23 protein-coding genes are annotated in these 26,323 nt (G+C 37.6%); 12 read left to right on the top strand and 11 right to left on the bottom strand.

Annotated features, from left to right (window positions below):
• Nucleotides 1-29 precede the first annotated feature (29 nt).
• A complete protein-coding gene (locus tag F938_RS00620; protein ID WP_005028493.1) occupies nucleotides 30-2,873 on the bottom strand; it encodes a primase/helicase family protein in 2,844 nt (947 codons plus the stop codon).
• 297 nt (nucleotides 2,874-3,170) lie between these two features.
• Here F938_RS00620 and F938_RS00615 point away from each other — a divergent pair, with 297 nt between their 5' ends.
• Nucleotides 3,171-3,833 carry a head GIN domain-containing protein gene (locus F938_RS00615; protein ID WP_005028490.1) on the top strand — a complete coding sequence of 221 codons (663 nt, stop codon included), beginning with the start codon at nucleotides 3,171-3,173 and terminating at the stop codon, nucleotides 3,831-3,833.
• A 144-nt stretch (nucleotides 3,834-3,977) separates the two neighbouring features.
• Here the strand turns inward: F938_RS00615 and F938_RS00610 are convergent, their stop codons facing one another.
• The 3 genes from F938_RS00610 to F938_RS00600 all read right to left on the bottom strand — a co-directional run bounded on the left by F938_RS00610 (nucleotide 3,978) and on the right by F938_RS00600 (nucleotide 7,850).
• Entirely contained in the window at nucleotides 3,978-5,645 is a 1,668-nt protein-coding gene (locus F938_RS00610; RefSeq protein ID WP_010591044.1) for a primase/helicase family protein, read from the bottom strand.
• A 28-nt stretch (nucleotides 5,646-5,673) separates the two neighbouring features.
• Nucleotides 5,674-6,582, bottom strand: coding sequence for a hypothetical protein (locus F938_RS00605; RefSeq protein WP_005006163.1), 909 nt, complete (start codon nucleotides 6,580-6,582; stop codon nucleotides 5,674-5,676).
• Between the two features lie 68 nt (nucleotides 6,583-6,650).
• Nucleotides 6,651-7,850 carry an AcrVA2 family anti-CRISPR protein gene (locus F938_RS00600; protein ID WP_005028487.1) on the bottom strand — a complete coding sequence of 400 codons (1,200 nt, stop codon included), beginning with the start codon at nucleotides 7,848-7,850 and terminating at the stop codon, nucleotides 6,651-6,653.
• Nucleotides 7,851-8,048: 198 nt separating this feature from the next.
• Between F938_RS00600 and F938_RS00595 the strand changes: the two genes are divergently transcribed.
• Nucleotides 8,049-9,041 carry an IS5-like element ISAba23 family transposase gene (locus F938_RS00595; RefSeq protein WP_005028482.1) on the top strand — a complete coding sequence of 331 codons (993 nt, stop codon included), beginning with the start codon at nucleotides 8,049-8,051 and terminating at the stop codon, nucleotides 9,039-9,041.
• A 359-nt stretch (nucleotides 9,042-9,400) separates the two neighbouring features.
• On the top strand, nucleotides 9,401-10,432 hold the full coding sequence (gene adhP, locus F938_RS00590) for an alcohol dehydrogenase AdhP (RefSeq protein ID WP_005028484.1): 1,032 nt from the start codon (nucleotides 9,401-9,403) through the stop codon (nucleotides 10,430-10,432).
• Between the two features lie 127 nt (nucleotides 10,433-10,559).
• On the opposite strand, the gene F938_RS00585 is transcribed toward adhP, so the two are convergent.
• A complete protein-coding gene (locus F938_RS00585) occupies nucleotides 10,560-11,552 on the bottom strand; it encodes an IS5-like element ISAba23 family transposase (protein WP_005028482.1) in 993 nt (330 codons plus the stop codon).
• 639 nt (nucleotides 11,553-12,191) lie between these two features.
• Between F938_RS00585 and F938_RS23540 the strand changes: the two genes are divergently transcribed.
• Nucleotides 12,192-12,422 (top strand): hypothetical protein, encoded by a 231-nt coding sequence (locus F938_RS23540; RefSeq protein ID WP_005028481.1) that lies wholly within the window; start codon nucleotides 12,192-12,194, stop codon nucleotides 12,420-12,422.
• Between the two features lie 201 nt (nucleotides 12,423-12,623).
• On the opposite strand, the gene F938_RS00580 is transcribed toward F938_RS23540, so the two are convergent.
• Nucleotides 12,624-13,112, bottom strand: coding sequence for a hypothetical protein (locus tag F938_RS00580; RefSeq protein ID WP_227504920.1), 489 nt, complete (start codon nucleotides 13,110-13,112; stop codon nucleotides 12,624-12,626).
• Nucleotides 13,113-13,500: 388 nt separating this feature from the next.
• Here F938_RS00580 and F938_RS00575 point away from each other — a divergent pair, with 388 nt between their 5' ends.
• From F938_RS00575 to F938_RS00565, 3 genes are all read left to right on the top strand, one after another.
• A complete protein-coding gene (locus tag F938_RS00575; RefSeq protein ID WP_005028476.1) occupies nucleotides 13,501-16,164 on the top strand; it encodes a type IA DNA topoisomerase in 2,664 nt (887 codons plus the stop codon).
• 16 nt (nucleotides 16,165-16,180) lie between these two features.
• Nucleotides 16,181-17,179, top strand: a complete 999-nt coding sequence (locus F938_RS00570; RefSeq protein ID WP_005028474.1) for a hypothetical protein — start codon at nucleotides 16,181-16,183, stop codon at nucleotides 17,177-17,179.
• A 195-nt stretch (nucleotides 17,180-17,374) separates the two neighbouring features.
• Nucleotides 17,375-17,608 carry a hypothetical protein gene (locus tag F938_RS00565; RefSeq protein WP_005028471.1) on the top strand — a complete coding sequence of 78 codons (234 nt, stop codon included), beginning with the start codon at nucleotides 17,375-17,377 and terminating at the stop codon, nucleotides 17,606-17,608.
• An 80-nt stretch (nucleotides 17,609-17,688) separates the two neighbouring features.
• On the opposite strand, the gene F938_RS00560 is transcribed toward F938_RS00565, so the two are convergent.
• From F938_RS00560 to F938_RS00545, 4 genes are all read right to left on the bottom strand, one after another.
• Complete coding sequence (locus tag F938_RS00560) at nucleotides 17,689-19,497, bottom strand: zinc ribbon domain-containing protein (protein WP_005006206.1); 1,809 nt, start codon at nucleotides 19,495-19,497, stop codon at nucleotides 17,689-17,691.
• 201 nt (nucleotides 19,498-19,698) lie between these two features.
• Complete coding sequence (locus F938_RS00555) at nucleotides 19,699-20,028, bottom strand: hypothetical protein (RefSeq protein WP_005006208.1); 330 nt, start codon at nucleotides 20,026-20,028, stop codon at nucleotides 19,699-19,701.
• A gap of 242 nt (nucleotides 20,029-20,270) precedes the next feature.
• Nucleotides 20,271-20,732 carry an H-NS histone family protein gene (locus F938_RS00550; protein WP_005006210.1) on the bottom strand — a complete coding sequence of 154 codons (462 nt, stop codon included), beginning with the start codon at nucleotides 20,730-20,732 and terminating at the stop codon, nucleotides 20,271-20,273.
• A 111-nt stretch (nucleotides 20,733-20,843) separates the two neighbouring features.
• Nucleotides 20,844-21,362 carry a DUF2726 domain-containing protein gene (locus F938_RS00545; RefSeq protein WP_005006211.1) on the bottom strand — a complete coding sequence of 173 codons (519 nt, stop codon included), beginning with the start codon at nucleotides 21,360-21,362 and terminating at the stop codon, nucleotides 20,844-20,846.
• Nucleotides 21,363-21,580: 218 nt separating this feature from the next.
• On the opposite strand from F938_RS00545, the gene F938_RS00540 reads away from it, so the two are divergent.
• The 4 genes from F938_RS00540 to F938_RS00525 all read left to right on the top strand — a co-directional run bounded on the left by F938_RS00540 (nucleotide 21,581) and on the right by F938_RS00525 (nucleotide 24,317).
• A complete protein-coding gene (locus F938_RS00540) occupies nucleotides 21,581-22,270 on the top strand; it encodes a hypothetical protein (RefSeq protein ID WP_005006214.1) in 690 nt (229 codons plus the stop codon).
• A 198-nt stretch (nucleotides 22,271-22,468) separates the two neighbouring features.
• Nucleotides 22,469-22,777 carry a hypothetical protein gene (locus F938_RS00535; protein WP_000753507.1) on the top strand — a complete coding sequence of 103 codons (309 nt, stop codon included), beginning with the start codon at nucleotides 22,469-22,471 and terminating at the stop codon, nucleotides 22,775-22,777.
• A gap of 350 nt (nucleotides 22,778-23,127) precedes the next feature.
• Entirely contained in the window at nucleotides 23,128-23,478 is a 351-nt protein-coding gene (locus F938_RS00530; protein WP_218646829.1) for a hypothetical protein, read from the top strand.
• Nucleotides 23,479-23,480: 2 nt separating this feature from the next.
• On the top strand, nucleotides 23,481-24,317 hold the full coding sequence (locus F938_RS00525) for a nuclease-related domain-containing protein (protein ID WP_005006218.1): 837 nt from the start codon (nucleotides 23,481-23,483) through the stop codon (nucleotides 24,315-24,317).
• Nucleotides 24,318-24,418: 101 nt separating this feature from the next.
• Here F938_RS00525 and F938_RS00520 read toward each other — a convergent pair whose 3' ends face one another.
• Nucleotides 24,419-25,456: a hypothetical protein gene (locus F938_RS00520; protein WP_005006219.1), complete on the bottom strand. Its 1,038-nt coding sequence runs from the start codon at nucleotides 25,454-25,456 to the stop codon at nucleotides 24,419-24,421.
• Between the two features lie 111 nt (nucleotides 25,457-25,567).
• Between F938_RS00520 and F938_RS00515 the strand changes: the two genes are divergently transcribed.
• Nucleotides 25,568-26,254 (top strand): hypothetical protein, encoded by a 687-nt coding sequence (locus F938_RS00515; RefSeq protein ID WP_005028467.1) that lies wholly within the window; start codon nucleotides 25,568-25,570, stop codon nucleotides 26,252-26,254.
• The last annotated feature ends 69 nt before the right edge of the window (nucleotides 26,255-26,323 follow it).

The following is a 26,323-nucleotide window of genomic DNA, read 5'->3' as shown; positions in this document are numbered from 1 at the left end:
CGATATTCGGGGCTTTTTCATATCTGCTTTTACATATCGAACGACTGTCCACGTTCGTTAGTTTTGTTTAAATTCTGCGGTTCTATACCATACAGCTTTAGACCATCACCTAGAACGAGATCATCTACACGCTTTTCAAAACGAGTAAAGAAATCGTTCAGTCTTTGGAAGACTGGTGGTTCATCTAACAGTTTGGCCATGTTGTTTAATGTTTTACTTAGACCGTTCACAAGATTGAACTTTTGTTGACGGTCCAAAGACAAGCTGTTCGATGTATCTAAAAGGGTGGTGAGGCTTTCTTGAACCTTTTGATAGTTTTGATCATTGGTCACATTACTGACAATCAAATGCACTACTTTGTTTTTGATCTTCAATGTATCCAGATTCAATTGATCAAATGCAATGGTCCTATCAGTAAGATTTTCTCTAAATGTTTTGAGATTCTGCCACTCTGGATGTGCAGCCTCTAAATCAGATAAAACTTTCATGATTGACGCACGGTATTCGCTATCAGACGCACTAATCACAAAAAGTTCAGGATACGACCGCTTCTTAGAAACTTCTTCCTGAGCTTTATTGAGCTTATCTTCAGCGACAGCAATTGAACCCTCAACATCGGCATTACTAATACCAGCTTCATGAATTAACTTTCTAGCTTTATACATTTCTGCTGAATGAAGCCAAAAAGCGGTAAAGATAGCTGACTTAGCGTAGCTATGATGATCGATACCTTGCTGAAGGTTTTGTTCGGGAATGGTCGAACGATCCACACTCTGCAATTTAACTGTATCTTTGTTGATGTCCTTGGATACATCAATATGTACTTTGGTATTTTGCATGCTATCCATACTTGGGTTTGTGCTAGTGGTTGGTTCTTTGGCACCCATTTTCTCGAATTCAATATCACCGGCTTTAATCTTTTGATGGCCATCTGCAGTAGCTACAACTTTCAAAACATCATTTTGAACTTTGGTGACATCAATTTCAGAAAGGATCTCCATATAAGACTTAATGCCCTCAAGAGTCATGACGGGCGAAGATACAGGTGCCGTAGCGGTTGGAGTTGATTTATCATCAAATGCTTTATCAAATGACGGCGGTTGGTACTTTGGTTTTGCATAGGATTTCGTGCTACCTGTACCAGCTGGTCCATCATAGTTAGCTTTTGATAGATCTTGTTTACGCTTTTCAATATTTGCGTTGTAATTTTCAATATTTGCTTGGTTTTTAGCTCGTATGTTCTGCAATTCCAGATATTTTTCATCTGATTGTGCAATCACAATGCCGTAATTCGGTTGGTATTCTTTATTAGGGAACTTGGCTGCATAAGCTTCGCGTTGACGGTTGTAGCGGTTAATTGCATACGCAACTTCAGGGATCTTGTTGTCTATACGTTTGACGGCGTTATTTAGTTCTTTTGCCAACTCTGCAGCTAAACGTTCAACACCTAAATATTGACGAGCATCATCCCAATCAGAAACAGATAATTTATTTTGGAAAACTGGGGGTAGGGTGATACGTGTATTTTCATGTTTGCTCACATCACCTAACACACCACTTAATGAAAAGTTGTGACAAGCTTCTTGTAAGCCAGGATTCAAACCAGACTCAAGCGTTTGGCCAGCATCGTTATCATAACCAACAAATATATTGGCTTCAGGATTGATGCTGCGGATAAGCTCAGCAACACTTGAGATATTGGATTTACTGTATGACGCTAAAACTTGTGTGTTTTCTGCAGTAAAACCCTCACCCAATAAACCAAGCTCTAAACCAGCATCCAACGCCTTACGTGCGCTGATCGCTGTTGCCCAACCCTCCTTGATCAAATAGTTCTTTGCATTTGGGTTAAAGACTTCATAGCCAACATCAGGATTTTTGCTAACAGGCAAGAATGCATCTTTCGTTTTGGCTTTATCAAAAAAGTACTTGCCCTTATGCAGTACTTCTTCAAGCTTGTTGGTTTCTTTGTTGCGCTTTTTTTGGCGATGGTGGGTGATACGCTGTAAATTGACGACTTTGTTATTGGTGTCAATTAACGGTGCAAGAATGACAGCTCTGCTTTTACGTAAATCAAAGCCTTTTTTCTTTTCGCCCTCAAGCTCAGGTTCAAAGTTGATAAAATGCTTTTGATACGCTAATACATTCTCTACTGTTTCAACGAGAAGCTGTTGATTGGTGGCTGATTCAGGAAGTTCACGCTTTACTGCTTCAATGGCTTCATCACGGGTAAAGTTATCTTTACGCATGATTTTAGCGCCGTATGGCTCTAGGTTCTTTTCAACCATATACGGCATTTGTCGAATGTCGCGTTTAAAGGTCTGAATGCTTCCAGTTTTATTATTAAAAAATGAATCGTCAATAACTTTACCAGCACGTTGCCACTCAATACGGATAGCGATTTGTGCAGCTAAGAGCTCTTTTTCTTGTTGAAGTAGATGCTTCTTTTGAGCTTCTTCAAACTCACGTACACGGCGATCAACATCTTCTTTGCTTGGTGGTTTGTAGTTAGGGTTTGAATCTCGTTGAGGCTTGATTACGTTCTTATAGTGGTCAGCAAAAGCAATTGAGATTTCAATGTCAGTTACACCAAAGCGGTGTCCTTTGAGCACTGGCCAGTATTCACCAGTATCACGGTTCATGTTTGGATAGATCCAATACATCCCTCGTGGTTTGACATTGTTGCTACTTGATTTACTAGGGTTATCTGATTCGGTGAGGCAAGGCACTTTTTCATCAAATACGGTCACGAATTGATATTTACCAGATGACTTGAATACGAATCCGTAGTTTCGCTCCAGTTCTTCTTGGAAAAACTGAAACATCGTATTTAAATCACAATTATGTCGGGCGCTCGGTACTTTCTCAGCCATAACAATTCCAATTTCTAATATATATTCAGGTGCAATGTGCTACCCAGGTTGCATAGGACTATTAATCATATGCTTAAGAAAGTTTATACTTTTAGTATATACCGATTCTAAAAACATTTCTGTTTAATCTTTAATATAAGCTATGTCTAATAAAGGTTTAAAGAAAAATTAAAAGTTTTAATTTATTATTTTAATAAAAAAGATTTAAGCCCTCAATGTTATAATTTACAGACAATAAATAGGTTATGAGTGACCACTTATTTAGGGTTAAATTACTTTTATTAATTTGAGGTTTATATGTCAAAACAGTTTTTTTCGGGTTCTGTTGTAATCAATGGCAACGCCAATGTATACAGTTCAGGTTCAAACCATCAAATCGTTGGAAGTGGAAAACGAGTGACTAAGCAAGTACCTGTAAGCCCATTTAACGAAATCTGTATGAAAGGTCCAATGAGTCTGAAGTTTTTTGCTTCAAGTGATTCTAAAATGGAAATTACTGCAGACGATAATATTGTGGATCTTATTAGTGCTACTTTTCAGGGTGGTGTATTCGTTTTAGCTATTCAGGACAATGTGAGTTTTAGTACTCGTTCACCGTTAGAAGTATCGATCACTTACCCAACTTTAAAAGCTATTGATTTAAAAGGTTCAGGCAATATCCAGATCTTAAATCTAAATGAAGATAAATTTACCGCAAGTATTAGTGGATCTGGAAATATGGATTTAGACGGTACCATTGAACACTGTGTCTTATCTTTGAAAGGATCAGGCAATTTTGATGCGTTACCACTGAAAAGCACCAATTTAGAAGTGGCGCTATCTGGTTCAGGCAATATCTTTTGTACAGCTATCAATTCAGCTCAAGTACAGCTTTCAGGCTCAGGCAACGTTAAAGTTTATGGAAACCCAATCCATAAGACACAAAACCGAACTGGTTCAGGACAAATTAGTTTTAAATAGGTCGATAAACCTAGTTGTAAGACACTAAACCGAACTAGATCAGGAAACATTTGTCTTAAGTAGATCGATAAACCTAGTTCAATGAAAGTTTAGAGAAAAATAAACCCCAAAAGTTTGCTACCTTTGGGGGTCTATGTTTGACATTCAAATTATCGAAATAAAAATATTATTAATGAAGTTTTCGGACCATTCAGGATCGTTCGATTTACTCAAAATATCTTTGAGCCAAACCTTTAATGTTTCAATTGGATAATCTGCATTTTTGTATAAGTTAATCACGGTGATAATCTGTTGATTCAGTGCTGTTGTTGAATCATTACGTGCGATCATTTCTACAAGTTTTGTGTAGGCCTGAAGGAGTTCTGGTTCTTCAGCTCCAGTGACTTTACGGGGTTGCTTGCTAATCTGGCCAAGAATCTCAATAAATTGTTCTTTGACCAGCTCAATCGGGTGGATCTGACTAAATCCCTGTTGAGTCAGTAAGGCGTATGCGCGTAAAACCAAGCTAAACCAATTCTTTTTGGTCATGCTATCAGGATAGAGGCCTATATCATCCAACTGTTGTTTGATGCCAAAGAATAGGGCACTGATAGAGTAGTTCGGGTTAACCGTGCTTTGAATTGCAGTCGTCCACACGGCATTTTGCATTTTATGACGTATAACATCACGCGTGTAATCAACGCCGTATAAACATTTAAAATCGTTCCAGTCACTTAGATCTAGCTGTTCTTCAGTAAATTCAGGTCCAATCATGGCTGCGTTTACAGCTCGGCATGCTTCTGTTGCGTAATAGATACCGGGATTGCGCTTTATTTTGCTTTCTAATGCTGTTTTATGGTCATTATCATTGAAAATATAGAAGCGTGAAAACGGGAATTCGGCACGGAAATCACGTACTACATTCATGATGTTGCCAGCCACGTACACGACAATGACTGGAATAGAGTATTGAATTGATTCTGCAATTGCTTCACCAGTGGCGTAGCCCTCACAAAAGATTATCCGATCTTGGTTCCATGCATCCAATGGATCTTTATATAAGATTTTGAAAGCGCCGTTTGCAAGTACACCACGTAATGTAAACTTATCTTCACCACGCTTGTTTTTGTGTTCAGCGATGGTCTGAAGGAAAATGATTTGATTTTTGAGGTTTTGCCCCTCAACTAAAAGCTTGTTCTGGCGTAGCGACTGTTGATCTAGATCTGGTTGCAGATCAATAATACGGTTCAGAATAATGGTGTTGTTCTTGTGTTGAGGGTAGTACTGGCTGACATAATCAATCAGCTCATTTTTAGTGAAGTTGCTTGGATTGTACAATCTAGCATGACTGAAGCTAATCTGCTTTTTCACATTGTAGTTGTGTGGACGGTTTGACAAGGGTAGGCTTCTGGCCCATTCAAAACCCATATAGATTTGAGCCAATATCTCTTGGTCTTTTTTGTTCTTCTCAGCACTTTTGCATGAGTTTAAGAAGCGTTTAAGATCTTCTTCTTGCTGTTCCTTGGTATATACGGTATCACCAGGTTGCAGATCCATTTCTTGAATGTATTCATACAAGCTGTAAGTGAAGTTTGCACCGCCAGCATGAAACCAACCATAAGACATACGTGCGTTATCTAGATCTACAAGATACCAGGCCGTTTTTTTCTTATTTTTTGTGGCGTCATTGTGGTGATTGGTTCTGAGGTAAATACGTTTAGAGCTTCGTTCAAGCTGAAAGTCACTCTCACGATCAAATACAATGCCCTCATTTTCAAGATGCGATCTAAATATTTTAGATAGCGTACCAATATCGATACCATACTTGATCATGAGGGGGTTCATAAATAAAGAAACTCACTTATAAATATTTTATAACCAGCGGTTGAGCGACTACATATTTTGATGGGTTGTTGGTTTGCAACGTGATTTCATGAGCGTAATGCCATGCCTTAGTGATACGGTTTAGGATGACACTTTCAAGGTCGTCTTCTAAGAATTCGTAAAGATTAAATCGCACGTTGTTTAAGATCAGTTTTTTATAACCTTTCACAAGGGTATTTAAAAAATTCTGAGATTGGTCCATAAAGGCGTTAACGTCAGCATCATAACTTATTGTGTTATTCACGACTGCATTATAAAAGTACTGCTCAGAATCAATTTTAATAATATGCATCTGCTCTAAGAATGACTCTAAATAAGCTGGATGCATATTTTTACTTAAAAACTTACAGATCCGCTTATTCTTGTTGTCGTTAAAATAGATGTATTTAGAGGTTAGCTCAGTATTAATCACTGTGACATATTCGCCGTCCACACGAAACTTCACGGTATTATTGTTGGTGAACTGCAGCATTAATTCTGTGAAGATATAGCTATCTAACGTTTTTTCATGCTTAAACGTCTGCTTGTCCAAGAAATTACTGTTGTACTGAAGATCTGCAACATTGGCATAGCTTTGAACGAATTGAGCGATGTCATTGTGCATGTTTTGGGTGTCGAGATCCGATACTTCAGTTGAAACCGATTGAAAGGCACTATTTTTATAAAGATGCCCTAATAATTCTGTTTGATTGTGGTTTTTAGGTTTAACTTTCAATCCAACTGTAAAATCGTCTTGCTCATAATTCCCTTTAATTAGATTGCTTAAATAACTTTCAGCTTCTTGAAAAGATACGTTTCCAAGGTTGTCTAAAAATGATTTTAAGGAAGTGCCATCTAATCGTACTGCAACATGAGATATAAATGATGGATCGAACTCGAAACGCATAATACTTCATTGATTGAAATGGGTATTAAAAGTATATAACAGGTTTAAGGAAAAAAGAATGAAAACCTTTAAGTATTATTACCATAAAAGTAATTTTGAATTGATTTAATAAGTTTAGTTTCGGTTTCTTGAGTATATAAACTACCTGAAATTAGTTTTAAGCCAGTATCAGTTTTAAGCCAATGTAGTGTATTAAAATGGTCATTAGCGATATGGCTACTCTTGTGCATGCGCGACACAAAACCAGTGTTCAGACCAGTATCAAACAGGCGTGGACAACTTGGTGCGTGGACATGATAGAGGACTTCACGGCGTTGATTGCTAGAGGGTGATTTACCTACGCCACGGCGTACTGGCATACCTTTGTGCTTTCTATAACTATTGAGAAATGAATCAATCGTATCGTTATACGTGGGTTGCATCAGGTAGCCACGGTGATTGTAGATGTCAGTTTTAGGATGAATAGAAAAATTAAATAAGCTAAGCATTTTACCAAGTAAGATTAATAGCTCAGGACTACCTTTAAGGTTGGTACCAATCAAACTATCTTTAATGGTTTTAATAGTATCCGTGCGATACTCTAAAACCACATAGTCTCCCCAATTAGAGGTTAAGCTTAAAGGATCTTCATCAGATATGTTGGCTTCAGTATCTTCATAGCAAAACACGATGATCAGTACTTTAACGTTGTTTCCGTTAAACAAAACTTCGTTTTGATGCGCGAAAAAACCATATAAAGGTTTGTCGTTGTGTCCTAGACCTGGTGTATGAATAAAGTTGGTCCACTGAAAGTAGTAATTCAGCAAATGACCATCGACATAGCGACCGTTTTCATCATTCAATAGGGTGCGATATACATCATTTTCAAGCTTTAGCACGGGTTGGCTGTACCGCCAAGCGCTCAACGCTGCAGTCGTAAATGCAAAGTCATAAAAGTTAAACTCAGGGTTCATATTTTTATAGAACAATGCATAAGGCTGTAACACACTTTCCCATACCTGTAATGGGATAAAAATGTTGGAACCCCACTTAGGAATCTCCGCAAAATAACCAGTGCCATAGGTATGATTTACGTTATCCCAAAACAGGCGTTCTAGCTGTTTATAGTCTGGAATGTCTTCGCTTTTAACCAATGATGCTGTACATAATGCTAACTTTTTCTCCAGTGCCAATAATTGACTGACAGGAGGGTATAAGCGACCAGCTTTTTGCGTAAAAACTTCCGCATTCAACTTTGATATAACATCAGCAAAGATTGAATCTTTCACTATACTGGTCTTCCATAAAAGGTGTGTGAGGGTGGCTAATTAGTATAAGGCATTCTAACAAGTTGTATGTATTCTATAAGGCGTAAAACTCTAAAAAGTTGATAATATATATCAGAAACCTTTGCACGAATAAACACACAAAAGTCCATTAAATTGGTATAATACAATAAAATCAATCACCTAGCAAAAGACACGACTATGGCATGGAAACAAACAGGGCAACTCTCCCTAGCAGACAGTCTCATTAACGCTCACAAAGCCATCGAAGAATTAGATGAACTACACAACCTAATTGACTGGCAAACTATCGAGCAAACCTTACGCCACGTTCATAGCAGTGAGCGTGGGGAATCTGCCTTTCACCCTGTCATCATGTTTAAAGTATTACTCTTACAAAAACTCTATAACCTATCGGATCCAGCCATGGAAAAACAACTGGCACGAGACTTACTATTTCGTCGCTTTGTTGGCCTATCATTAACGGATGATGTACCCGACCATAGCACCATTTGGCGATACCACAAACACCTAGGTGAGCTTAGACTGATTGAACCATTGTTCAACCAAATCAATGAGCAACTAGCCCAACAAAACATTTTTATCAAAGCGGGCAGTGTCAGCATCATCGATGCCAGTATCGTTGAAGCTAAAAACAAACGACCTAAGAAAGGCAAACACACCGACAATACCCAAGATAACGAAGCCGCCTATGTCAGTAAAAAAGACAGTACAGGTAAAGTAAAAACCACCTACGGCTTTAAAATTCATCTCAACTGTGATGAAGACAGCTTTGTCAAAAAGGTTGAAACTACCCCTGCCAATGTCCATGATTCCCAATGTTTTACCACGCTGTTAACAGATGATGAATCAGCCGTGTATGCTGACAGTGCGTATAAAAGCCAAGCCCATGATGACTACCTTGCCGAGCATGAACCACCGATAAAAAATCATATTCATGATAGAGCATGGCGCAATACACCCTTAACCGAACAGCAAAAACGCAATAATACCCAAAAGAGCCAAACTAGAAACACCGTTGAGCGGGTCTTTGGACATTTTAAACTGCATTATGGGATGAGCAAAGCTCGTCATTTAGGGTTAATGCAATTTCATACCAGCACTTTGCTTGCAAGCATGGTGCATAATTTAAAAACTGCCCTAAGCTTGAAACGAAAATACGGACTCGCCTAGGGTTATTGTGCCTGTTGGTTAGTAAGCTCAGCCAATAGACACAAATTTAACAACCATTTGGAGATTTTATCCATGATTTAGCCATTGTTTTGCTTATTTCATTGCCATTCTTTGTTTTTTTTCGGTTTGGTGGTATGCCTCGAGCAAAGGGGCTGTTTCGTGCAAAGGTCTCTTTTATTTAAAAAAAGATTTAAAATGAGCTAATCTGAGATTATTCACATAAAACCTACCAAATACCTACCAAATACCTACCAAATACCTACCCAAAATACTTTAGGTTATTAATGAGAATGATGATTAAGTTAAGTTAATTGAAAACTGTCAATATTCTTGATCAATTCAATAATAAGGAAAATAACATGGGAAGCACAATGAAAGCTGCTGTTGTCACAGCATTTAATCAACCCTTAGAAATCCAAGAGGTCGCTATTCCAAAAGTCAGTGCTGGTAAAGTACTGGTCAAAGTGATTGCAACAGGTGTATGCCATACCGATCTTCATGCCATGCATGGTGACTGGCCGATTAAACCAACTGTTCCATTTATTCCTGGGCATGAAGGTGTTGGTGAAGTGATAGAAATTGGCGAAGGAATTTCACATCTCAAAGTGGGGGATAAAGTTGGAATTCCATGGCTATATTCAGCTTGTGGGCATTGTGATCATTGTTATGCGGGCTGGGAAACTTTGTGTAAAGAACAGCAAAACTCAGGCTACTCCGTCAATGGCAGCTTTGCGGAGTATTGCCTTGCTGATGGTGATTATGTCGGTGTAATTCCAGAAGGTGTAGATTTATTGGAAATTGCACCAATTTTATGTGCTGGCGTAACTGTCTATAAAGGTCTAAAAATGACAGAAGCCAAGACGGGGAATTGGGTCGCAATTTCAGGAATTGGTGGTTTAGGACATGTTGCGGTGCAATATGCTAAAACAATGGGCTTCAATGTTGTCGCAATTGATGTGGATGATTCCAAACTTGATTTGGCAAAAGAACTGGGTGCAGATGTTGCAATTAATGCGCTCAAAGTGAATGTCAAAGATGAGGTGATTAAAGCCACAGGAGATGGCTGTCATGGTGTGTTGGTGACGGCAGTTTCTCCGAAAGCCTTTGAGCAGGCGGTTGCTATTGTGCGTCGTGGCGGTACGATGGTGCTTAATGGCTTACCTCCAGGTAAGTTTGATCTGTCTATTTTTGATATGGTATTAGATGGCATTACTGTACGCGGTTCGATTGTTGGAACACGTCTAGATTTGAAAGAAGCTCTGGATATTGCAGCGCGTGGTAAAGTGAAGGCACATATCAGTGTTGAGCCACTCGAAAATATTAATGATATTTTTGAGCGCATGGAACATGGCAAAATTGATGGTCGTATTGTGATTGATTTAGCGCTTTAAGCCATAAAAAAAACAAAGAATGGCAATGAAATAAGCAAAACAATGGCTAAATCATGGATAAAATCTCCAAATGGTTGTTAAATTTGTGTCTATTGGCTGAGCTTACTAACCAACAGACACAATAACCCTAGGCGAGTCCGTATTTTCGTTTCAAGCTTAGGGCAGTTTTTAAATTATGCACCATGCTTGCAAGCAAAGTGCTGGTATGAAATTGCATTAACCCTAAATGACGAGCTTTGCTCATCCCATAATGCAGTTTAAAATGTCCAAAGACCCGCTCAACGGTGTTTCTAGTTTGGCTCTTTTGGGTATTATTGCGTTTTTGCTGTTCGGTTAAGGGTGTATTGCGCCATGCTCTATCATGAATATGATTTTTTATCGGTGGTTCATGCTCGGCAAGGTAGTCATCATGGGCTTGGCTTTTATATGCACTGTCAGCATACACGGCTGATTCATCATCTGTTAACAGCGTGGTAAAACATTGGGAATCATGGACATTGGCAGGGGTAGTTTCAACCTTTTTGACAAAGCTGTCTTCATCACAGTTGAGATGAATTTTAAAGCCGTAGGTGGTTTTTACTTTACCTGTACTGTCTTTTTTACTGACATAGGCGGCTTCGTTATCTTGGGTATTGTCGGTGTGTTTGCCTTTCTTAGGTCGTTTGTTTTTAGCTTCAACGATACTGGCATCGATGATGCTGACACTGCCCGCTTTGATAAAAATGTTTTGTTGGGCTAGTTGCTCATTGATTTGGTTGAACAATGGTTCAATCAGTCTAAGCTCACCTAGGTGTTTGTGGTATCGCCAAATGGTGCTATGGTCGGGTACATCATCCGTTAATGATAGGCCAACAAAGCGACGAAATAGTAAGTCTCGTGCCAGTTGTTTTTCCATGGCTGGATCCGATAGGTTATAGAGTTTTTGTAAGAGTAATACTTTAAACATGATGACAGGGTGAAAGGCAGATTCCCCACGCTCACTGCTATGAACGTGGCGTAAGGTTTGCTCGATAGTTTGCCAGTCAATTAGGTTGTGTAGTTCATCTAATTCTTCGATGGCTTTGTGAGCGTTAATGAGACTGTCTGCTAGGGAGAGTTGCCCTGTTTGTTTCCATGCCATAGTCGTGTCTTTTGCTAGGTGATTGATTTTATTGTATTATACCAATTTAATGGACTTTTGTGTGTTTATTCGTGCAAAGGTTTCTATCAGTTTTTAAAGCATTCACATTTCATACATAATTCTAACCTTGCTCAAATATAACATCATATTGTTTGCGATTTCTAAACAACAGTTTAACTAATCTGCAATATATCAGGGTAGAGCTGAGTATAGGGCTTAATCATTACTTTTGTTCAGCATGAGATAATAGTTTGTGGAATTTCCGTGAATATGATTAAAAAATCTTTAAAACTTATTAGAGATCGGTTATATTACGAATCAAGGGATATTACCCTATTTAATAAACTATTAGACTGAGATTGTTCTAATAGTTTTTTTTTGCCCTTTTTTTGACATTTCCTGTTTTTTCTTCTATAGCTTCTGCTATATTTCTCCATATTTTACTCTATTTTTCGTTATTTTGATTAATTTTTAATCAATGTTAAAAGCTTAAATAATCAGCAACTTAGCCATTTATACCCACTACTATCCACAAAAACCTGTGCATAAAAAAACCAAATATTAAATCCCAAAATGGAATTTCTTCAATTTTAAGCTATAATTATGCTCATAGTTTTAATCATTGTAGTGGACTTAGTTATGAGCCATGTAGACCAAATAGAAACGATTAAAATTACTAACCGCGAAATCGGAATATTGCCTAACAATGTGCCAGTAGTAGATCAGTTTTTGAATAACTACCGCACACATAAAGCATCAACGACTCATTCAGTGGCTAGTAATTCACCTTTAATGAACATTACCAATTCAATGCATGTGCATCGAGTAGAAGATTCCCCCTATACTCAACCTATTCGTAAACTTCATTAGAAATAAAAAAAGCAGCGATTTCGCTGCTTTTTTATTGCCTATTGCATTTCTTTAGTGCTGATCCATATAGCTTTGAGTGAGCTTCTTACGCTCGTAATTCTCTTTGAGCTGTATGCCAATACCAATAATTATTATAGGTAAAATGGCTAGGGCAAAAAGAATGCAGATCGAATCAAAAATTGGCCTGGGCATATGAGCGCATTATTGCGGATTCGCATTGGTTAATTCCTCCAGTGTTGGTGGTTTTGTGGCGACTGGTTCATTTGCTGGTGCTTCAGGTGACACTTCTGGTACTTCAGGTGATACTTCTGGTGTTGAATTTGGTTCTTGTTGTGGATCTAACTTGTCTTCATAAGACTCTTGTGGAAGGCTATTGCTTGCAACAAAGTTATCTAGAATATCCTGAGCCTTATATGCCTTATTGCATTCGTCATTTGAGGCGTACATTTCTTTTTGTACGCTATCGTCTAAATACTTTTCTCGGCCATCACTAACATCATCGCTGTAATAACCAGCTTTCTTAGCAGAATCTATATAAATGGAATAACAAATATTTAAAACATTACTACGCTCGTAATCATGTTTGTAATACCAGTCAATACTACGTTCCTTTGCATCAGTTTTCGTATCTTCAAGGTATTGATCTAAGCGTTTCTCTTGTGGCGTAGACGAACACCCGATGATTAACAATGAGGTGCTTAAAACTATAAGTTTTTTAATCATGGTTTTAGCTTAAAACAAACGATACCTTTATAGTACAACATTAATTCGTTAAATAATATTTTTGGAATTTTAATTTGTGACGGTTAAACAGTGCATTTTCAAACAATTAAGCCATTTTTTCCCATAATTTTAGATAAATATTGTTGTCTTTTTTCGCGTAGATTATTGAAAACAGGAAGTAATTTAACCACTTGAAATGTTCATCCAACTAAAGATTAAGAAATAAGCCCTTAAAAGTGTTTGTTTATCAACCCTTAAACCTATTTAAACATTTTAAAATTGTATATACTTAAACCATTACTAGATTAACTTCAGTAATTATTACTAAAGAAAGTTAAAAATTGGATGAATTTTAATGAGTAGTTTGTTCATAGTAGAGTCACCCGGAAAGGTCGAAAAAATTCAACATATCTTGGATGACCTGTATCCGCACGAATTCGTTGTACGCGCTTCAGTTGGCCATGTATGTGATTTACCTAATCATGAGATCGGTTTCTCATATCCAGCCTTTGTTCCTAAATACGAAATATCTCAAAATAAAACACGCGTTGTTCAAGAATTAAGACAGGCTGCTAAAAATGCAGATACGGTTTTCCTCGCAACTGACTTGGACCGTGAAGGTGAAGCCATTGCATATCACTTAAAACGTATCCTGAACTTATCTGACGATCAGTATATTCGCGTCAAATATAACGCTATTGATAAAACTACGATCGCTAATGCACTTCAAAATGGTGAAGAGCTGGATCAAGGTATGGTGGCATCTCAAGAAACACGCCGTTTCCTTGACCGTATGATCGGTTTTTACTTGTATGAGCCAATTTCAAATATTTTAAAAGGCAAATTTCCTGTTGGCCGTGTTCAATCTGCCGTACTCGTTGTGCTTGGTGATTTAGAAGATCTACTGAAAAACTTCAAATCACATGAACATTACAACCTTGAAGTAACTCTAAAACAAGGTTGGGCTGCGAAATGGGATTTTTCTAAGTGGCTTAATCCTGAAATGAAGGATGTGCACAATAACCAGTGGTTAGATAAAGCTTCAATTACCCGTCTACAAAGCGAAATTGATAAAAAAGACTTAACCATTACCAGTGTTGAAACTAAGCCATCTTTCCGTAGTGCTCCAGCGCCGTTTATTACTGTTGATCTGCAAGCTGCAGCTGCAGCGCGTCTTGGTTTGGATCTAAAACAAACTATGGATGCAGCGCAAAAGTTATATGAAGGTGGTTATATCACTTACCATCGTACTGATGCTGCCGTAATTTCGCCTGAGGGCATGCAAGCTCTAGAAGCTTTTGGTGAGAGAGAGGGCATTGCGATTATCGGCAATAAAGCCAAATCTCGCGATGGTGCTCAAGAAGCACATGAATGTATTCGTCCTAGTGACTTCTTTACCTTTGAAGCTGGTGAGGACAAAGTTCAAAAGGATCTATACCGTCTAATCTGGTTGCGTACTGTTGCATCGCAAATGGCTCCAGCTGAATACGAAGTTAAATCCGTTGTAGGTGTCTATAAAGATGTCACGCTCAATGTAGATGGTGAAAGCATTACTAAAGATGCTGAATTCAAAGCTTCTAGCCGTATCTTAAAGGAAGATGGTTGGTTGGGTTTATTAAAGACCTACAGTATTGATGAAAATGCACTTGAATACGTGGACGGTGAAGAAGATTCAGAAAAAGAACCTGAACATACGCTACCTATGGATATTGAGGTCGGTCAAAACCACAATGTTATTGCTGGTAAAGTTATCGCGACCAAAACCAAACCACGTTCACGCTACACCGTACCATCATTGGTCAAATTACTTGAGAAAAAAGGAATTGGTCGTCCTAGTACTTACCAATCAATCTTTGAACGGTTAATCAAGCACGGCTATATCAAGCTTGTTAAAAAGAAAATTGAAGTTACACCGCATGGATTGAAGTTGATTCAAAACATTAGAGGTAAGTTTAGTTTTGCAGATCCGCTTTACACCAAAGAAATTGAAGAAACACTGGATCTAATCGCTACTGGTGATGCCGATTACAAACAAGAACTCCAAAAGTTCCATTTAGGGATTGAAAGTGAATTAGGACAGTTCTCAAAACATTGGCTTGATTCATTCCCTGTCTACAAATGTAATAACTGTGATGACGGACGCATGTTGCCGAAAATCGGTACCAATCGCGACAAAACAACATCGGTCTACTGGTCATGTAATTCATGCAAAAGTTCAGCGCCAAACAGAAATGTTGATGGTAAAGATGAACCGGGTAAGCCAACTGTACGTGAGCCAACTGCTCATTTATGTTTATGTGGCAAATCACTGACTCAGGTTACAACTGATAAATCTGTATTTTTTGAGTGCTCTCAACGTGCGTTCGTAGATGGCACCTGTAAAGAAACATACCGTTCTACAAATGAGGAAAGCGGTAACTTGGTTCCTGATTTTGACGAATATCGCCGTAACCATACATACAAATGTCAGCTTGAAGGGTGTGGCGGTTGGTTGCGTGAGTTAAAAGGTATTTCAACTTCTTCAGGTAAGCCGTATCACTTCTTTTCTTGTGAAAAATCCAATCCAAACCTGAAAGGCAAAAAATGTAAGTCGGGTCCATTAGAGGTGTTCCCTGATGGTAGTCCTAACTACGAGCCAAGATTCCAAGTGACCAAAACAGAGTATCCATGTATCTGTAAAAAGCCTCTTGTACATACCAAGTACCGCAAAGAACCTGGTGTTTACGAAGAGCGATACAGTTGTGAAGCTGCATCATGTAAACGTTATTTCGACATATTGCCAGATGGATCACCAGATACCCAACTTACAAAATCTCGCACTGGCAACGAAGCCAAGTGTTTTGAGTGTGGCCAGACCATGATTCAGTCTGCATTTAATTTACGTGGTGAACGTAAGTATAAATGGGATTGCTTTAGCTGTGGTGCAAGTGGATACGACAACAACGGTGAGCCAGTTCAACGTGGCAAAAAGAAAGCCAAGTCTAAATCGACCTCTACAAAAGCTAAATCAAGTAAATAATTGAATAGGTGAATAAATGAGTAATCACGAACCAGATGATATGGACAACATCGGGAAGGAAGCTGAAGAAGCGATCAAAATCCAACCCGATGATGAACATGTAAGTGAGCCTGAACAGCCAGCCAAGACAGCAAAGAAGGGCAAAAAAGTAAACATTGATGAAAACTTTGTTGCTAAGCATAAAAAGCTAATCTTGATTGGCGGTGGTGTTCTTTTCTTTTTGTTATTTGCTGTGGTTATTTTTGGCAATCAAAACATCGAAGTTGAACGTCCACAACAAAGCGATGTTGAACTTGAAGCTCGACTGCAGAGTGAAGTTGCAAGACGAGTAAAAGAAGAAAGTATGAAATTGGCTGCTCAGCGCAATGAAATTATCGACCGTATTAGTCGTAAGTTTGACTGTAACGCACCACAAGTATTCTGTCATGCACAAGATACGTCAGAACCGTATTCAACTGTCGTTTCTAGTTTGCAGAACTTCCAATTTCAGCCAGATACGCCGTATGAAGTTTACATTGAAGTCTACCCCTTGAAAGTGGATGCCCAAAACCCACAATCAAGTCAGCGTAAAGGAAGTGTTTGTAGCCCGAACAACGTGCACCTTTTCTTATGCCAAAAAATCGTAATGAAAAATCCTGCGCTTATGGCCAATCAGATCCGCGAACTATATGCGCTACTAACGCCGTCTATGACTTATCGCTTGCAGATCAGCAGTCGTCCAATTACGCCAAGTGACATCGATCTGACATTGATTACTACCGAACTGGACAAAATGAATGCCGATTCTGCAACTGCTAGTGAACCTGAATTGGAGTGTGTACCGCCAGATCCTAAAAAAGATCCTGTTGCGTACAACTTATACGAAACAGGGGGCATGTCTTGTCAAGACATCATGAAGGACTTAGCTGCACGTAAGACAACTGCTCCAGCTGGTCAACCTGGTCAAGCTCAACAAAGTGGTGGTGAACAACCACAACATCCTGATGCATTTGGTACGCCAGTAGCAACACATTAAACATACTAATAAGAAACGGATTGATTTTGGTTAATCCGCTATTAATTGGCTTTTGGTTGAGAATACTAATTTAAGCATCTGTTTATCAAATAGATCTTAAAAAAATGAAACAATAAAATGCAGATTTATTCTGCATTTTTTAATTTTCACATTACAATAGTTTAATTTCGCAACTTTTAAGCAACCGGGTACGCTATGAACAACCCAACCAAAATTCAAGATCTGCAAGTGGCAGATTTGCCGTCCACGTTTAAGCTGAAGAAAAAACATAAAGAAGAAGTTTTTCTGAAGTACAAAGAGTTGAATGAGGCACTATTCAAAGTAGGGTACATTCCAGTGACGTTCTCAGACTTTGTGCATGCACTTATAGAAACTGGCGTAAAGGGATTTTCTGTCGAAGAATATGTCAACGCTCAATTAAACTCTTAATTTTAGAGCTCTAATTATTTTTTTGATGTCAAAAAAAAATGGACCACATTCGTAATCCATTCCTTTATTTTCTTTAACGATTAACTTTCTATTTTGGTACCACACTGAGGGCAAAACAGCATATTGTCCTGAAGTGGTTCACCACATTTCACACAAAACATATTCTTTTTCGGTTTGATGATCACGGGTACTTGATCTGATAGATCCTGACTGTGTGTTTCAGGGTTATTCATCAATCCAAGATGTGTACCATGTGTTCTTGGTGAGCTTTTATTGATTGCGCTATTCATCTGGTTCATAGATGACATGCGGTTAATATCTACTTCAGACGTTGGGGCAACCACAATGCTTTGGCTTTTGGCAAAGTCGGCTAAATGCTCTTTCAGTACAACAGCATCATCAGTACAAGCAGTCATGCTCAAGATCGCACGGTTTTGATATTTACCGAAGGTCGTTGTGCTAATTTCAGCGTACCAGACACGTAACGTCATGGTTTCAACATTGATGACTTCTTTTTGTGATTTCACGCTGTCGTCAAGGTAACGGCCAAAGTTCATTTGAGACAATTGATAGCTACCTTTAGCCTCAACCCATATTAGTTTTGATACAAAGTCAAAACGGCTCCATAGGTAATTACCGTGCTCAAAACAAAACTTCCCTAAGATCCACATCGATACACCAAAGAAACCATAAGTGAAGTCGCTAAAATCCAGATAGCTTCCGTTATATAGACCTTTGGCAAAAATAGTCATTAATACGACTGAAGCAATAAAACTTAACAATCCAAAACTATTGAGGATGGCTAACCAGCGATACTTTTCTTCTTTGAAGCATGAGCTCAATGTCATATCACGAAGGGTATTGATTGGCACTGGTTGAGTTTCTTCTAAGATCTCACCCTCAAAAGCACCGTTTTTACTGCGAGAGTTGATAACTGGCAACTGGCGTGAATAGATTCTGTTAGGAATAGCACTTTCCCAATTCTTTTGTAGATGGCGTTCAAGTTCATCAAACAATTGCATTGGTTGGCAATTCATACTCAAACTATCCTGAACGACTCCAGCACTGGCTTGTGGTGGCTGTTTTACCATTTGAGCAATCACGGCCAAGAAGAATATCGCAATCGCAATCAGCGCTGCAATTAACGTAAAAATTGCTTTATCCATGCTTGGCAACCAAATAGGTGCAACTGCATGTTGGGTAAGGATAGGAACCAATACAGGTCCAAGAATGGCGACTAAAACCAAACCAATGACTTTAGATAAACCAATTTCTTGTGCACCTGAGTTCGGATTAGCCATAGGACGCAATAAAACAATCAAAATAATGGCGTTGTAAACAATCCCAAGCCAAGCACCTGTATTGGGTGATGCACCCACATACGCGATTAGAGCACTCACTAAGGTAATCAGAAAAACAATCGCATTTTGAAATTGAGCTTCTGCAGCGTTACGGATGAATAATGGCGAAAAAATAAGATTAGGGAACAGTGAATATAGAATCCCGTTCACTGAGCCTTTTGGTTCTTCATAAATCAAAGCGCTTTGGCGTAGGATCTCTTTAATATCGGTTGCACCAGGATAAGCACCAGTTTCTTGAATGGATAACTCCTGTGCAAGTCCGGCTGGTTGATCACGACCAAAGTAGAACTTTAGGTTTGATAAGCCTGTGGTCAGCAGTAGAGCGCCATAACTGAACATTGCTAGACCAACTATAAGCGGTGGTAGTGCAACAAATACACCGTTACTGAATAGACCTTTTGCACTGAAAATTAAGCTTAGGCCAGCCAGCATAAAAACGATGGCACCGATCACTTTAAAAATGTTTTCTATTCGGTAGGGATTAGGGAATTCAAACCGCTTATCTTGCGAGTTATATTCATATGCCATTTTTAATACTCCTTAACGCATTTATCTAATTACGTTTTAACTGGTTAATTATAACTAAGTCGTGGGGTATAAAGTTTTTTTAGTTAAAATGAATCACTGTTTTAGTTAAGTTTTAATAAGGGAATTTAAAAAGTATTTTAAAGGCGCATTAAAAAAGGGGATAACGAATCCCCTTTAAAGATGTACCAAGCTTATGTGCTGTTATTTGTTTTGATCTGCTTGTTTTTGAGCATCTGCAGCTGCAGCGTTCAGCATAGAAGACATATCATTTTGCTCGTCCTCTTTTGGTGGATTTTGTTCTGCAGTTTTTTGATGTGCATCAAAATCGTGGCCCTCAACTTTTGAAGGTTTTTCATTATCGACATAAGCTTCACGCGCTGCTTGTAGGTCTGCAGATGGATCTACTTTGTCAATTTGTTCATCTGGTTGAATAGGTTTTGATTGAGATGTTGATTCTTCTTTTTTACTACAACCAACTAAAACCAAACCTACAGATAATAAGCCAGTTAATAATAGAGTTTTGAATGACATTTAATCGCCTCCAGCGAAACATAAGCAAAGGTATAGTCACATATACTTATAATGTATATACCAAAATTTAACTAAAACTAGTCCGTTGTATAACGTGACCTTTATAAAAACGGTTTAAGTATATACCAATTGCAAATTTTCTTGTTATCGGCTGAAAGCTAATAGAATAGGGTATCGCTTAACGACACTATATAATGGCAAAAAAAAACCACCTTTTACGGTGGTTTCACTAGTTTTAAAGATTAAATCTCTTTAAGGTCTAGATTTTGTTCGCAATAACTACGTACAGCTTCTTTATCTGAAGGATCAAAACCCTTTTCAATCATTTCTTCACGTAACCATTTAATTACTTGACCGCGACCAGCCCAACGTAAGCTGTTGTTTTCACGGTGAACCCATTCATGCGTAAGCTTACGTTTTTGACGTCTTACAGGCTCAACTTTTGTGGTATCAATGTGGTTGTTTTTTAGATATTCGCTAAGTGTATGGATGTCCACAACACCATCGGCAGTAATTTTTTCTGAAATGATTGCATTAATGGCACTAACAGCATCGTGAAAAGCTTTATTTTCTTTAACGACTAGTTGTTGTTGAAGTTCTTCAATATAATTCTGAAGTTCAACAGGTGACATTTGAGCAACATTTTCTGGTTTTGATACATTTAACATGTCATTAGTTCCAGTATTGCGAGTTAAGTTGTTCATGATTAAACCTTTAGAAATATATTTGAAAATTAATTCAAAATATCTCTTACGACAAAACCATTTTTACACATTTACATTATTAAAATCAATTAGAGTTAATCGTATTTATACCTAAATATACCTTGAAATGGTTTTTCTTATAACTTTTATGTCGGGAATTTCCTTAAACCTAATGACAGGAATGCCAGCACTCTTCAAAAGCTCGTCACGCCTTTTATCTTTATCCTGGGTATATTTATGATAATGCCCATCAAGCTCAATAGATAATATAGGATTGTAGTCTTCATCAACAATCAAATAGTCCACGTAAAGCCTAGAAAACTGATTTCGGGTACTTATGTTTTGCGTGGTCATAAAAGCACTCATGCTTACTTGCACCAAAATGTTGCGTGATGGAATGACCTGTTCTAGTGCATCAAGCATTATAATCTCGTCTTTTGTAAGGACTTTTTTAGATACAAGCTCCTGATTCTTTTGAGGCTTACGATAGCCTTTTTTTGAATTCTTTTTGGCTTTAGTTTTAGGTTTGCGAAATACGCCACATAAAGCAAAAACAAACTTATACACTATATAAAACAATAATGAATAAATTATGGACTTTAACAAAAAGGAATTTAAAATCGTTTCCATAAACCTAATACACAACAAATTTTAAAGGGTGCTTAAACTTCTTAAACATATTAGATAGTTTTAACGGTGATTGATACGAATTAACTAAAAATGTTTAAGGACTATTAGTGATGCAATGTTAAAAATAGTATAATCTTGTAAAGACAGCTTAGAAGTAGTTTTAAAAGTAAAACTGGTTCTCACAAATAACACCGACTATTTCACTGGAAAAGTTTAAAATGGTATTTAATAAACGTACTTTAGCTTTACTGATTGGTACAATCTCGCTATCAGCACACCTCTATGCCAACAACACAACCGTTAAAGTCTCACAAACTCCAATTGTATCATCTTCACCAATTCCCTTAGTTAAAGCGAATGCAATTGAACAATACTATATCAATGTTAAACATCGCTTTAATGGTGCGGAATTTGAACAACCGCCTCGTAAAATTAAGAGCATTAAACTTAACTTGAATGTTATTAATAACGGGGAAGTGGTTTTAACGGCGCACGAAGCTGATAAATCCAAGCTGGAAGACTATTTACAGCAAAACCCTAAAAACTCGGAACTATTGGCCAGTTACGTTGCTCGTATGATCAATTACAACCACGGCTATACGGTTCCTGAAAACAAGGGTAAATACAGCAAGTATGCAAGTACGACTGTATATGAAGCTCTTCTTGATGAATTGAACTATAACTTCGCAACTACGCCAGTAGTATCAGTAGATAGCTATGCAAGCCAACAACAGCTTGAATCTGCTTATCTATACATCCTTTCTCGTTTAGATCCACAAGAAAAAGCGGTGTTTTGGCAATTTGTGAACACATACAAAGTAGGGGATAAGATTGAGATCCCTGAAGGTACTGTTATAGCAGATGTCTTGAACACTTATAAAATCCAATTGAATTTTAAAGCGCCTTAATCACTAAACAGGTAAGGAATATTTAGGAACAAACTATATTATTTTTTTAAAGTTATTTTTTACCTGTTCCTATATGTATTCGCCTTTTTATGTTTCCTCATGGTATTGGGTGTTTTATTCATTATTTTGGTGTGAGTTCTAATTAACTATGCGACATTCCAAACAACCATGCGATAAGGCTTGCTCAAGGGAATTTAGATGAAAAAAACAAATGTCCATATCTTCATTTGGAAATTTGTAATTGGATTATTCTTTTTTAGTTTTCTTATGACTTATGTTCACTCAAATGCTGAAATTACAAATTTATCAATGTTGTTTTATGGGTTTAAGGTAGGTCTGTGGTTTGCAACTATTGCTACCACTTTGATTTGTGTATTGCTCGGTTTAGCAAAGCTCTTAAACAATAAACCTGAGAAAAATGAGCTTATTTACTCATGGTTTTATACATCGACAAAATATACGCTAGTGTTTGTTTGCACATTAGCTGTTGCTATTTTTGTCGCATAGTTAAGTGTAATTTTTTGGTCTTATCGCAACATTGATTAGTAAATTTGTCGCACAGTTCTTTAGAATATTGAATGTATTTTATTGATATTTTATAAAACTGTCGCTTAGTAAATTGGAACTGACATTTGGGGGTCCATTACAGCATCAGCAATAGTTGGATCATGAAATTGCTCAAACCATAAATTTCGGAACTTGACTTTTAATCAACCAATATATTGCTCGAAAATTAGAAGCATTGGGTTGATGTGATTATTTCGAATTTGTTATTAGAAATTAATTGAAAGCAGTATTTTTTAAACTTTAGGTGGAATGAAAAGGTGATTTTTTCAAGTATATTCACTGGTCTTTTTATGACGGTGGGTTTCACAGCGCTAATTTATAACTACGTGTTGATGGGTGGTAATTCTGGTTTGTTCTTTTTGGTTTGGGGTGGTGGTTTCTCTCTAGCAGGATTGTATTTCCATTACCACGGAACAATTGGGAAAATTGGGTGGCAGAGACAGCGCTTTGTTCGTAACACGCAAACACTTGAATGGTATAAGACTGAATACCCTCAATGTGTTGTGACTACAAATATCGTGAAATGTTGTTTTTGCGAAAGTACATCAATTCGCAGATATGCCTTAAAAAACAATACTTACAAAATTCGCAACTCTTGTGCTAAATGCGGTGAAGTTTTGTTTTATACGGATGAGGATTAATAATGACTATTCATGCGTATTATGGTGATGTTAGCCACCTGAAAAATGAACAAAAAATGTTTGAAGACTTATTAACCCAATTGAAGCTTCATTGGGGTAATAGTGAAGATTGGATTTATTTGTTCTATAACACAATGTGGTCAGGTCAGGAAATTGATGTTATTGCTTTCACCAAGGAAGCAATCGTTGTTATTGACCTAAAAAACTATTCAGGCAATCTGGTTGGGTCGGAAAATGGGGAATGGCAGATTAATGGTGAGCTTGAGGTTCAGGGTGGCTCTCAGATTAATCCATTTGTTCAGATTCGGAAGAACAGATTTGCTGTTTTAGAGTGGTTCAAAAGTGCTGAATTGTTTACCGACCAAAACTTAGGTTTTATTAGTGGTTGCATCATCCTGAATGAGTTATCTAGTACGCAAATGGATTTGTCTCATTCGGTAAGAAAGTGGTTTTATGTTACCGATATTGCCAATTCAGTGGATACTTTGTCTAGACTCCATACCAAGGGGATTAGTCTTGCTAGTGATGATATTGTATACCTAGTAAACAAGTTAAAACTTAAAGAATATTCTTGGGATCAGGGTGTTGCTCCTAGAGTTCGCAATCTTATTCAGTCAGAAGATCGTGATACTCCAAGTGATAATAGTCGTAATCAAAGTTCCGCTCCGATCAAATACACATTACATGATCAAATGGAAAAGAAATTCAAAGGTGTTTTAGCACCGTACCTATTTTTCTATGGAACGGTCATCATCTGTTTAGCTATTGCTTTTCATATTGCTAATGGTATGAAAGGTGAAGGGGTTGGGTACTTATTTAGTTTGATCTTTGGTCGCTAAAAATATCAGTTATTCAGGTTGGGATTCCGTAATTATTAAGCCTTTTCCTTTTTGCATTAAAAAAGCCTACATTGTAGGCTTTTAGCTTTTTTAGATCTGTATTACTGAATTAAGTCGTCAACGGCTTCACCAAGGTAGGTTGGATCGTATTGCTTATACAAATAGTTTTCCAGAATTGGTAAATCTGGTGCTAAAACCATTCGCGTAATTTTAGGACGATCTTCTTCAAGGTTAAGCTTCACATGTACGGCGAAGAAATCAATGTTGTTCGTGATGAAGTCATATTCTTTACGACCAGCACTTTTGAGTTGATCAACCATACGCGAAAAGAAGCGGTTATTCGTAATAGAGCAATTCAAGAACTCTAACGCATCTTTTTCAGTAACATTAATTTCAATAATGTTATTGAGGAAGGCTAGCTCTGGTTTAATTAAGTTGCCGTTACGGTCTGCAGTTAGACATTTTGTAGAAAAGGTACCAATACCAGCCATACGACCATCATATTTCACAAAACCGTGCTCTTCAGATGCAACTAAGTTTGACGCATGAACGTATAGAGTAGGGTGGTGCTTTGTATTCCACTCTAAATCAATAACGTCAGTTTCATTTTCTGCATAGAGAGTTTGTAAAAGGGATCTATTGAGGTTGGTATAGAGGACTTGATCAAGCTCTAATACTTTGCGGCGATATAGCTCAGCGAAGGCAATACCGTACTGAGATAAGATATTACATGTTGTATTGAAGCTATTGCAGTAAATCGCACGGTTATCGTTACCGCCGTCTCGATCCTCACTGACCACAATTACATGGTTCCCTAAAACACCATTGATTTTATAAACCACAATTGAGCCTAATGCGAAGTTTTGGGTAAGTAGTTCTTCACCCTCAAATCGTACTGCCGTGCAGTTTTTAATATTTTCTGCGCTTAAAGGATAATTACCCGGTGTGATGGACCACAATGTTGAGACTGGTACAAATAGAGGCTCAATAGAACTACTTAAGTCAACTCGACCAATCGTGATGATGCTTGTGCCGTTAAAACTATCGCCCTTGTGTTCTGCAACGGCTGATGTTCCGATCGTACCTGGTATTTGTGCGTTCTCTGAAGCGCTATTATTTGGTACAACTGATTCTGTCATGAAACAACTCACTAAAAGTTTTATCTTTGTTTAAAAATACCACATGATAAATAGTATTAAAACTTATACTACTATTATAAGATGATCTTTAAGATTCATAAAGGTATATTTATGCTAAACCATAAAACCCAAGTTTGTTTTTTTAATAACCTGATTGGACGTTTTTATAAAAACCATTTGATCATAGATGTTAAAACTTTAAACCTAGATTTTATTTTAGATGTTATTGAATTTCCGACATCAATTGAAGGTTTAAAAAAAGCACCTAAAGTATCAAAAATTAAAATACCTTTTACGCAACTTGCTCAGGATCTTCAGCCACAAAATTACCTAGATTTAGTCCAATCTGATGCCAAAAATCTGTATCTGCAGATTGGGCAAGAAAGACGTTATATTCACGGCGAACAAACTAATTTTTCATATGCTACATCGGTGTTTCAGCAGATCGGTGATGATGAAGTGCTCCAGCTTGAGGCTTTGAACTATGCACTGAAGCTCCAAAGCATTACTAATGGTATTCAGCAACATACAACAGCGATTGAGACATATATCGAGCTAAAGCCTTTACGATATGCGTTTAGCTTAGATACGTTCATAAGTGCAACTGCAGATCTAGATCAACCTTTCGATACTCGTGAAGCGCTTTCTGGCCATATCGTTAACCATTGGGAAAAATGGGTTAAAGCAAACAATATCACCAGTGAAAGTTCTTATGATGCGGTGCTAATAAATACCGATAAATTAATACTGGTTCGAGTCGGTATTCACTCATTCTCAGTGAAAATTACAGACCTTTAATGTGGTTCCGTTAATTAGACCACTCAATTCAGTTTTATAAGTGATAAATCCGCTCTAAATATTTAAATT

Source organism: Acinetobacter bereziniae LMG 1003 = CIP 70.12, assembly GCF_000368925.1.
GTDB lineage: Bacteria > Pseudomonadota > Gammaproteobacteria > Pseudomonadales > Moraxellaceae > Acinetobacter > Acinetobacter bereziniae.
The sequence above is the reverse complement of the archived record's forward strand: the minus strand, read 5'-3'. Positions and strand labels throughout refer to the sequence as shown.

What these genes read in the sequence shown, in the direction of transcription:
- F938_RS00620 (WP_005028493.1), bottom strand. Translation starts at nt 2,873, where the DNA reads ATGGCTGAGAAAGTACCGAGCGCCCGACATAATTGTGATTTAAATACG.
- F938_RS00615 (WP_005028490.1), top strand. Translation starts at nt 3,171, where the DNA reads ATGTCAAAACAGTTTTTTTCGGGTTCTGTTGTAATCAATGGCAACGCC.
- F938_RS00610 (WP_010591044.1), bottom strand. Translation starts at nt 5,645, where the DNA reads ATGATCAAGTATGGTATCGATATTGGTACGCTATCTAAAATATTTAGA.
- F938_RS00605 (WP_005006163.1), bottom strand. Translation starts at nt 6,582, where the DNA reads ATGCGTTTCGAGTTCGATCCATCATTTATATCTCATGTTGCAGTACGA.
- F938_RS00595 (WP_005028482.1), top strand. Translation starts at nt 8,049, where the DNA reads ATGGCATGGAAACAAACAGGGCAACTCTCCCTAGCAGACAGTCTCATT.
- adhP (WP_005028484.1), top strand. Translation starts at nt 9,401, where the DNA reads ATGGGAAGCACAATGAAAGCTGCTGTTGTCACAGCATTTAATCAACCC.
- F938_RS00585 (WP_005028482.1), bottom strand. Translation starts at nt 11,552, where the DNA reads ATGGCATGGAAACAAACAGGGCAACTCTCCCTAGCAGACAGTCTCATT.
- F938_RS23540 (WP_005028481.1), top strand. Translation starts at nt 12,192, where the DNA reads ATGAGCCATGTAGACCAAATAGAAACGATTAAAATTACTAACCGCGAA.
- F938_RS00575 (WP_005028476.1), top strand. Translation starts at nt 13,501, where the DNA reads ATGAGTAGTTTGTTCATAGTAGAGTCACCCGGAAAGGTCGAAAAAATT.
- F938_RS00570 (WP_005028474.1), top strand. Translation starts at nt 16,181, where the DNA reads ATGAGTAATCACGAACCAGATGATATGGACAACATCGGGAAGGAAGCT.
- F938_RS00565 (WP_005028471.1), top strand. Translation starts at nt 17,375, where the DNA reads ATGAACAACCCAACCAAAATTCAAGATCTGCAAGTGGCAGATTTGCCG.
- F938_RS00560 (WP_005006206.1), bottom strand. Translation starts at nt 19,497, where the DNA reads ATGGCATATGAATATAACTCGCAAGATAAGCGGTTTGAATTCCCTAAT.
- F938_RS00555 (WP_005006208.1), bottom strand. Translation starts at nt 20,028, where the DNA reads ATGTCATTCAAAACTCTATTATTAACTGGCTTATTATCTGTAGGTTTG.
- F938_RS00550 (WP_005006210.1), bottom strand. Translation starts at nt 20,732, where the DNA reads ATGAACAACTTAACTCGCAATACTGGAACTAATGACATGTTAAATGTA.
- F938_RS00545 (WP_005006211.1), bottom strand. Translation starts at nt 21,362, where the DNA reads ATGGAAACGATTTTAAATTCCTTTTTGTTAAAGTCCATAATTTATTCA.
- F938_RS00540 (WP_005006214.1), top strand. Translation starts at nt 21,581, where the DNA reads ATGGTATTTAATAAACGTACTTTAGCTTTACTGATTGGTACAATCTCG.
- F938_RS00535 (WP_000753507.1), top strand. Translation starts at nt 22,469, where the DNA reads ATGAAAAAAACAAATGTCCATATCTTCATTTGGAAATTTGTAATTGGA.
- F938_RS00530 (WP_218646829.1), top strand. Translation starts at nt 23,128, where the DNA reads ATGACGGTGGGTTTCACAGCGCTAATTTATAACTACGTGTTGATGGGT.
- F938_RS00525 (WP_005006218.1), top strand. Translation starts at nt 23,481, where the DNA reads ATGACTATTCATGCGTATTATGGTGATGTTAGCCACCTGAAAAATGAA.
- F938_RS00520 (WP_005006219.1), bottom strand. Translation starts at nt 25,456, where the DNA reads ATGACAGAATCAGTTGTACCAAATAATAGCGCTTCAGAGAACGCACAA.
- F938_RS00515 (WP_005028467.1), top strand. Translation starts at nt 25,568, where the DNA reads ATGCTAAACCATAAAACCCAAGTTTGTTTTTTTAATAACCTGATTGGA.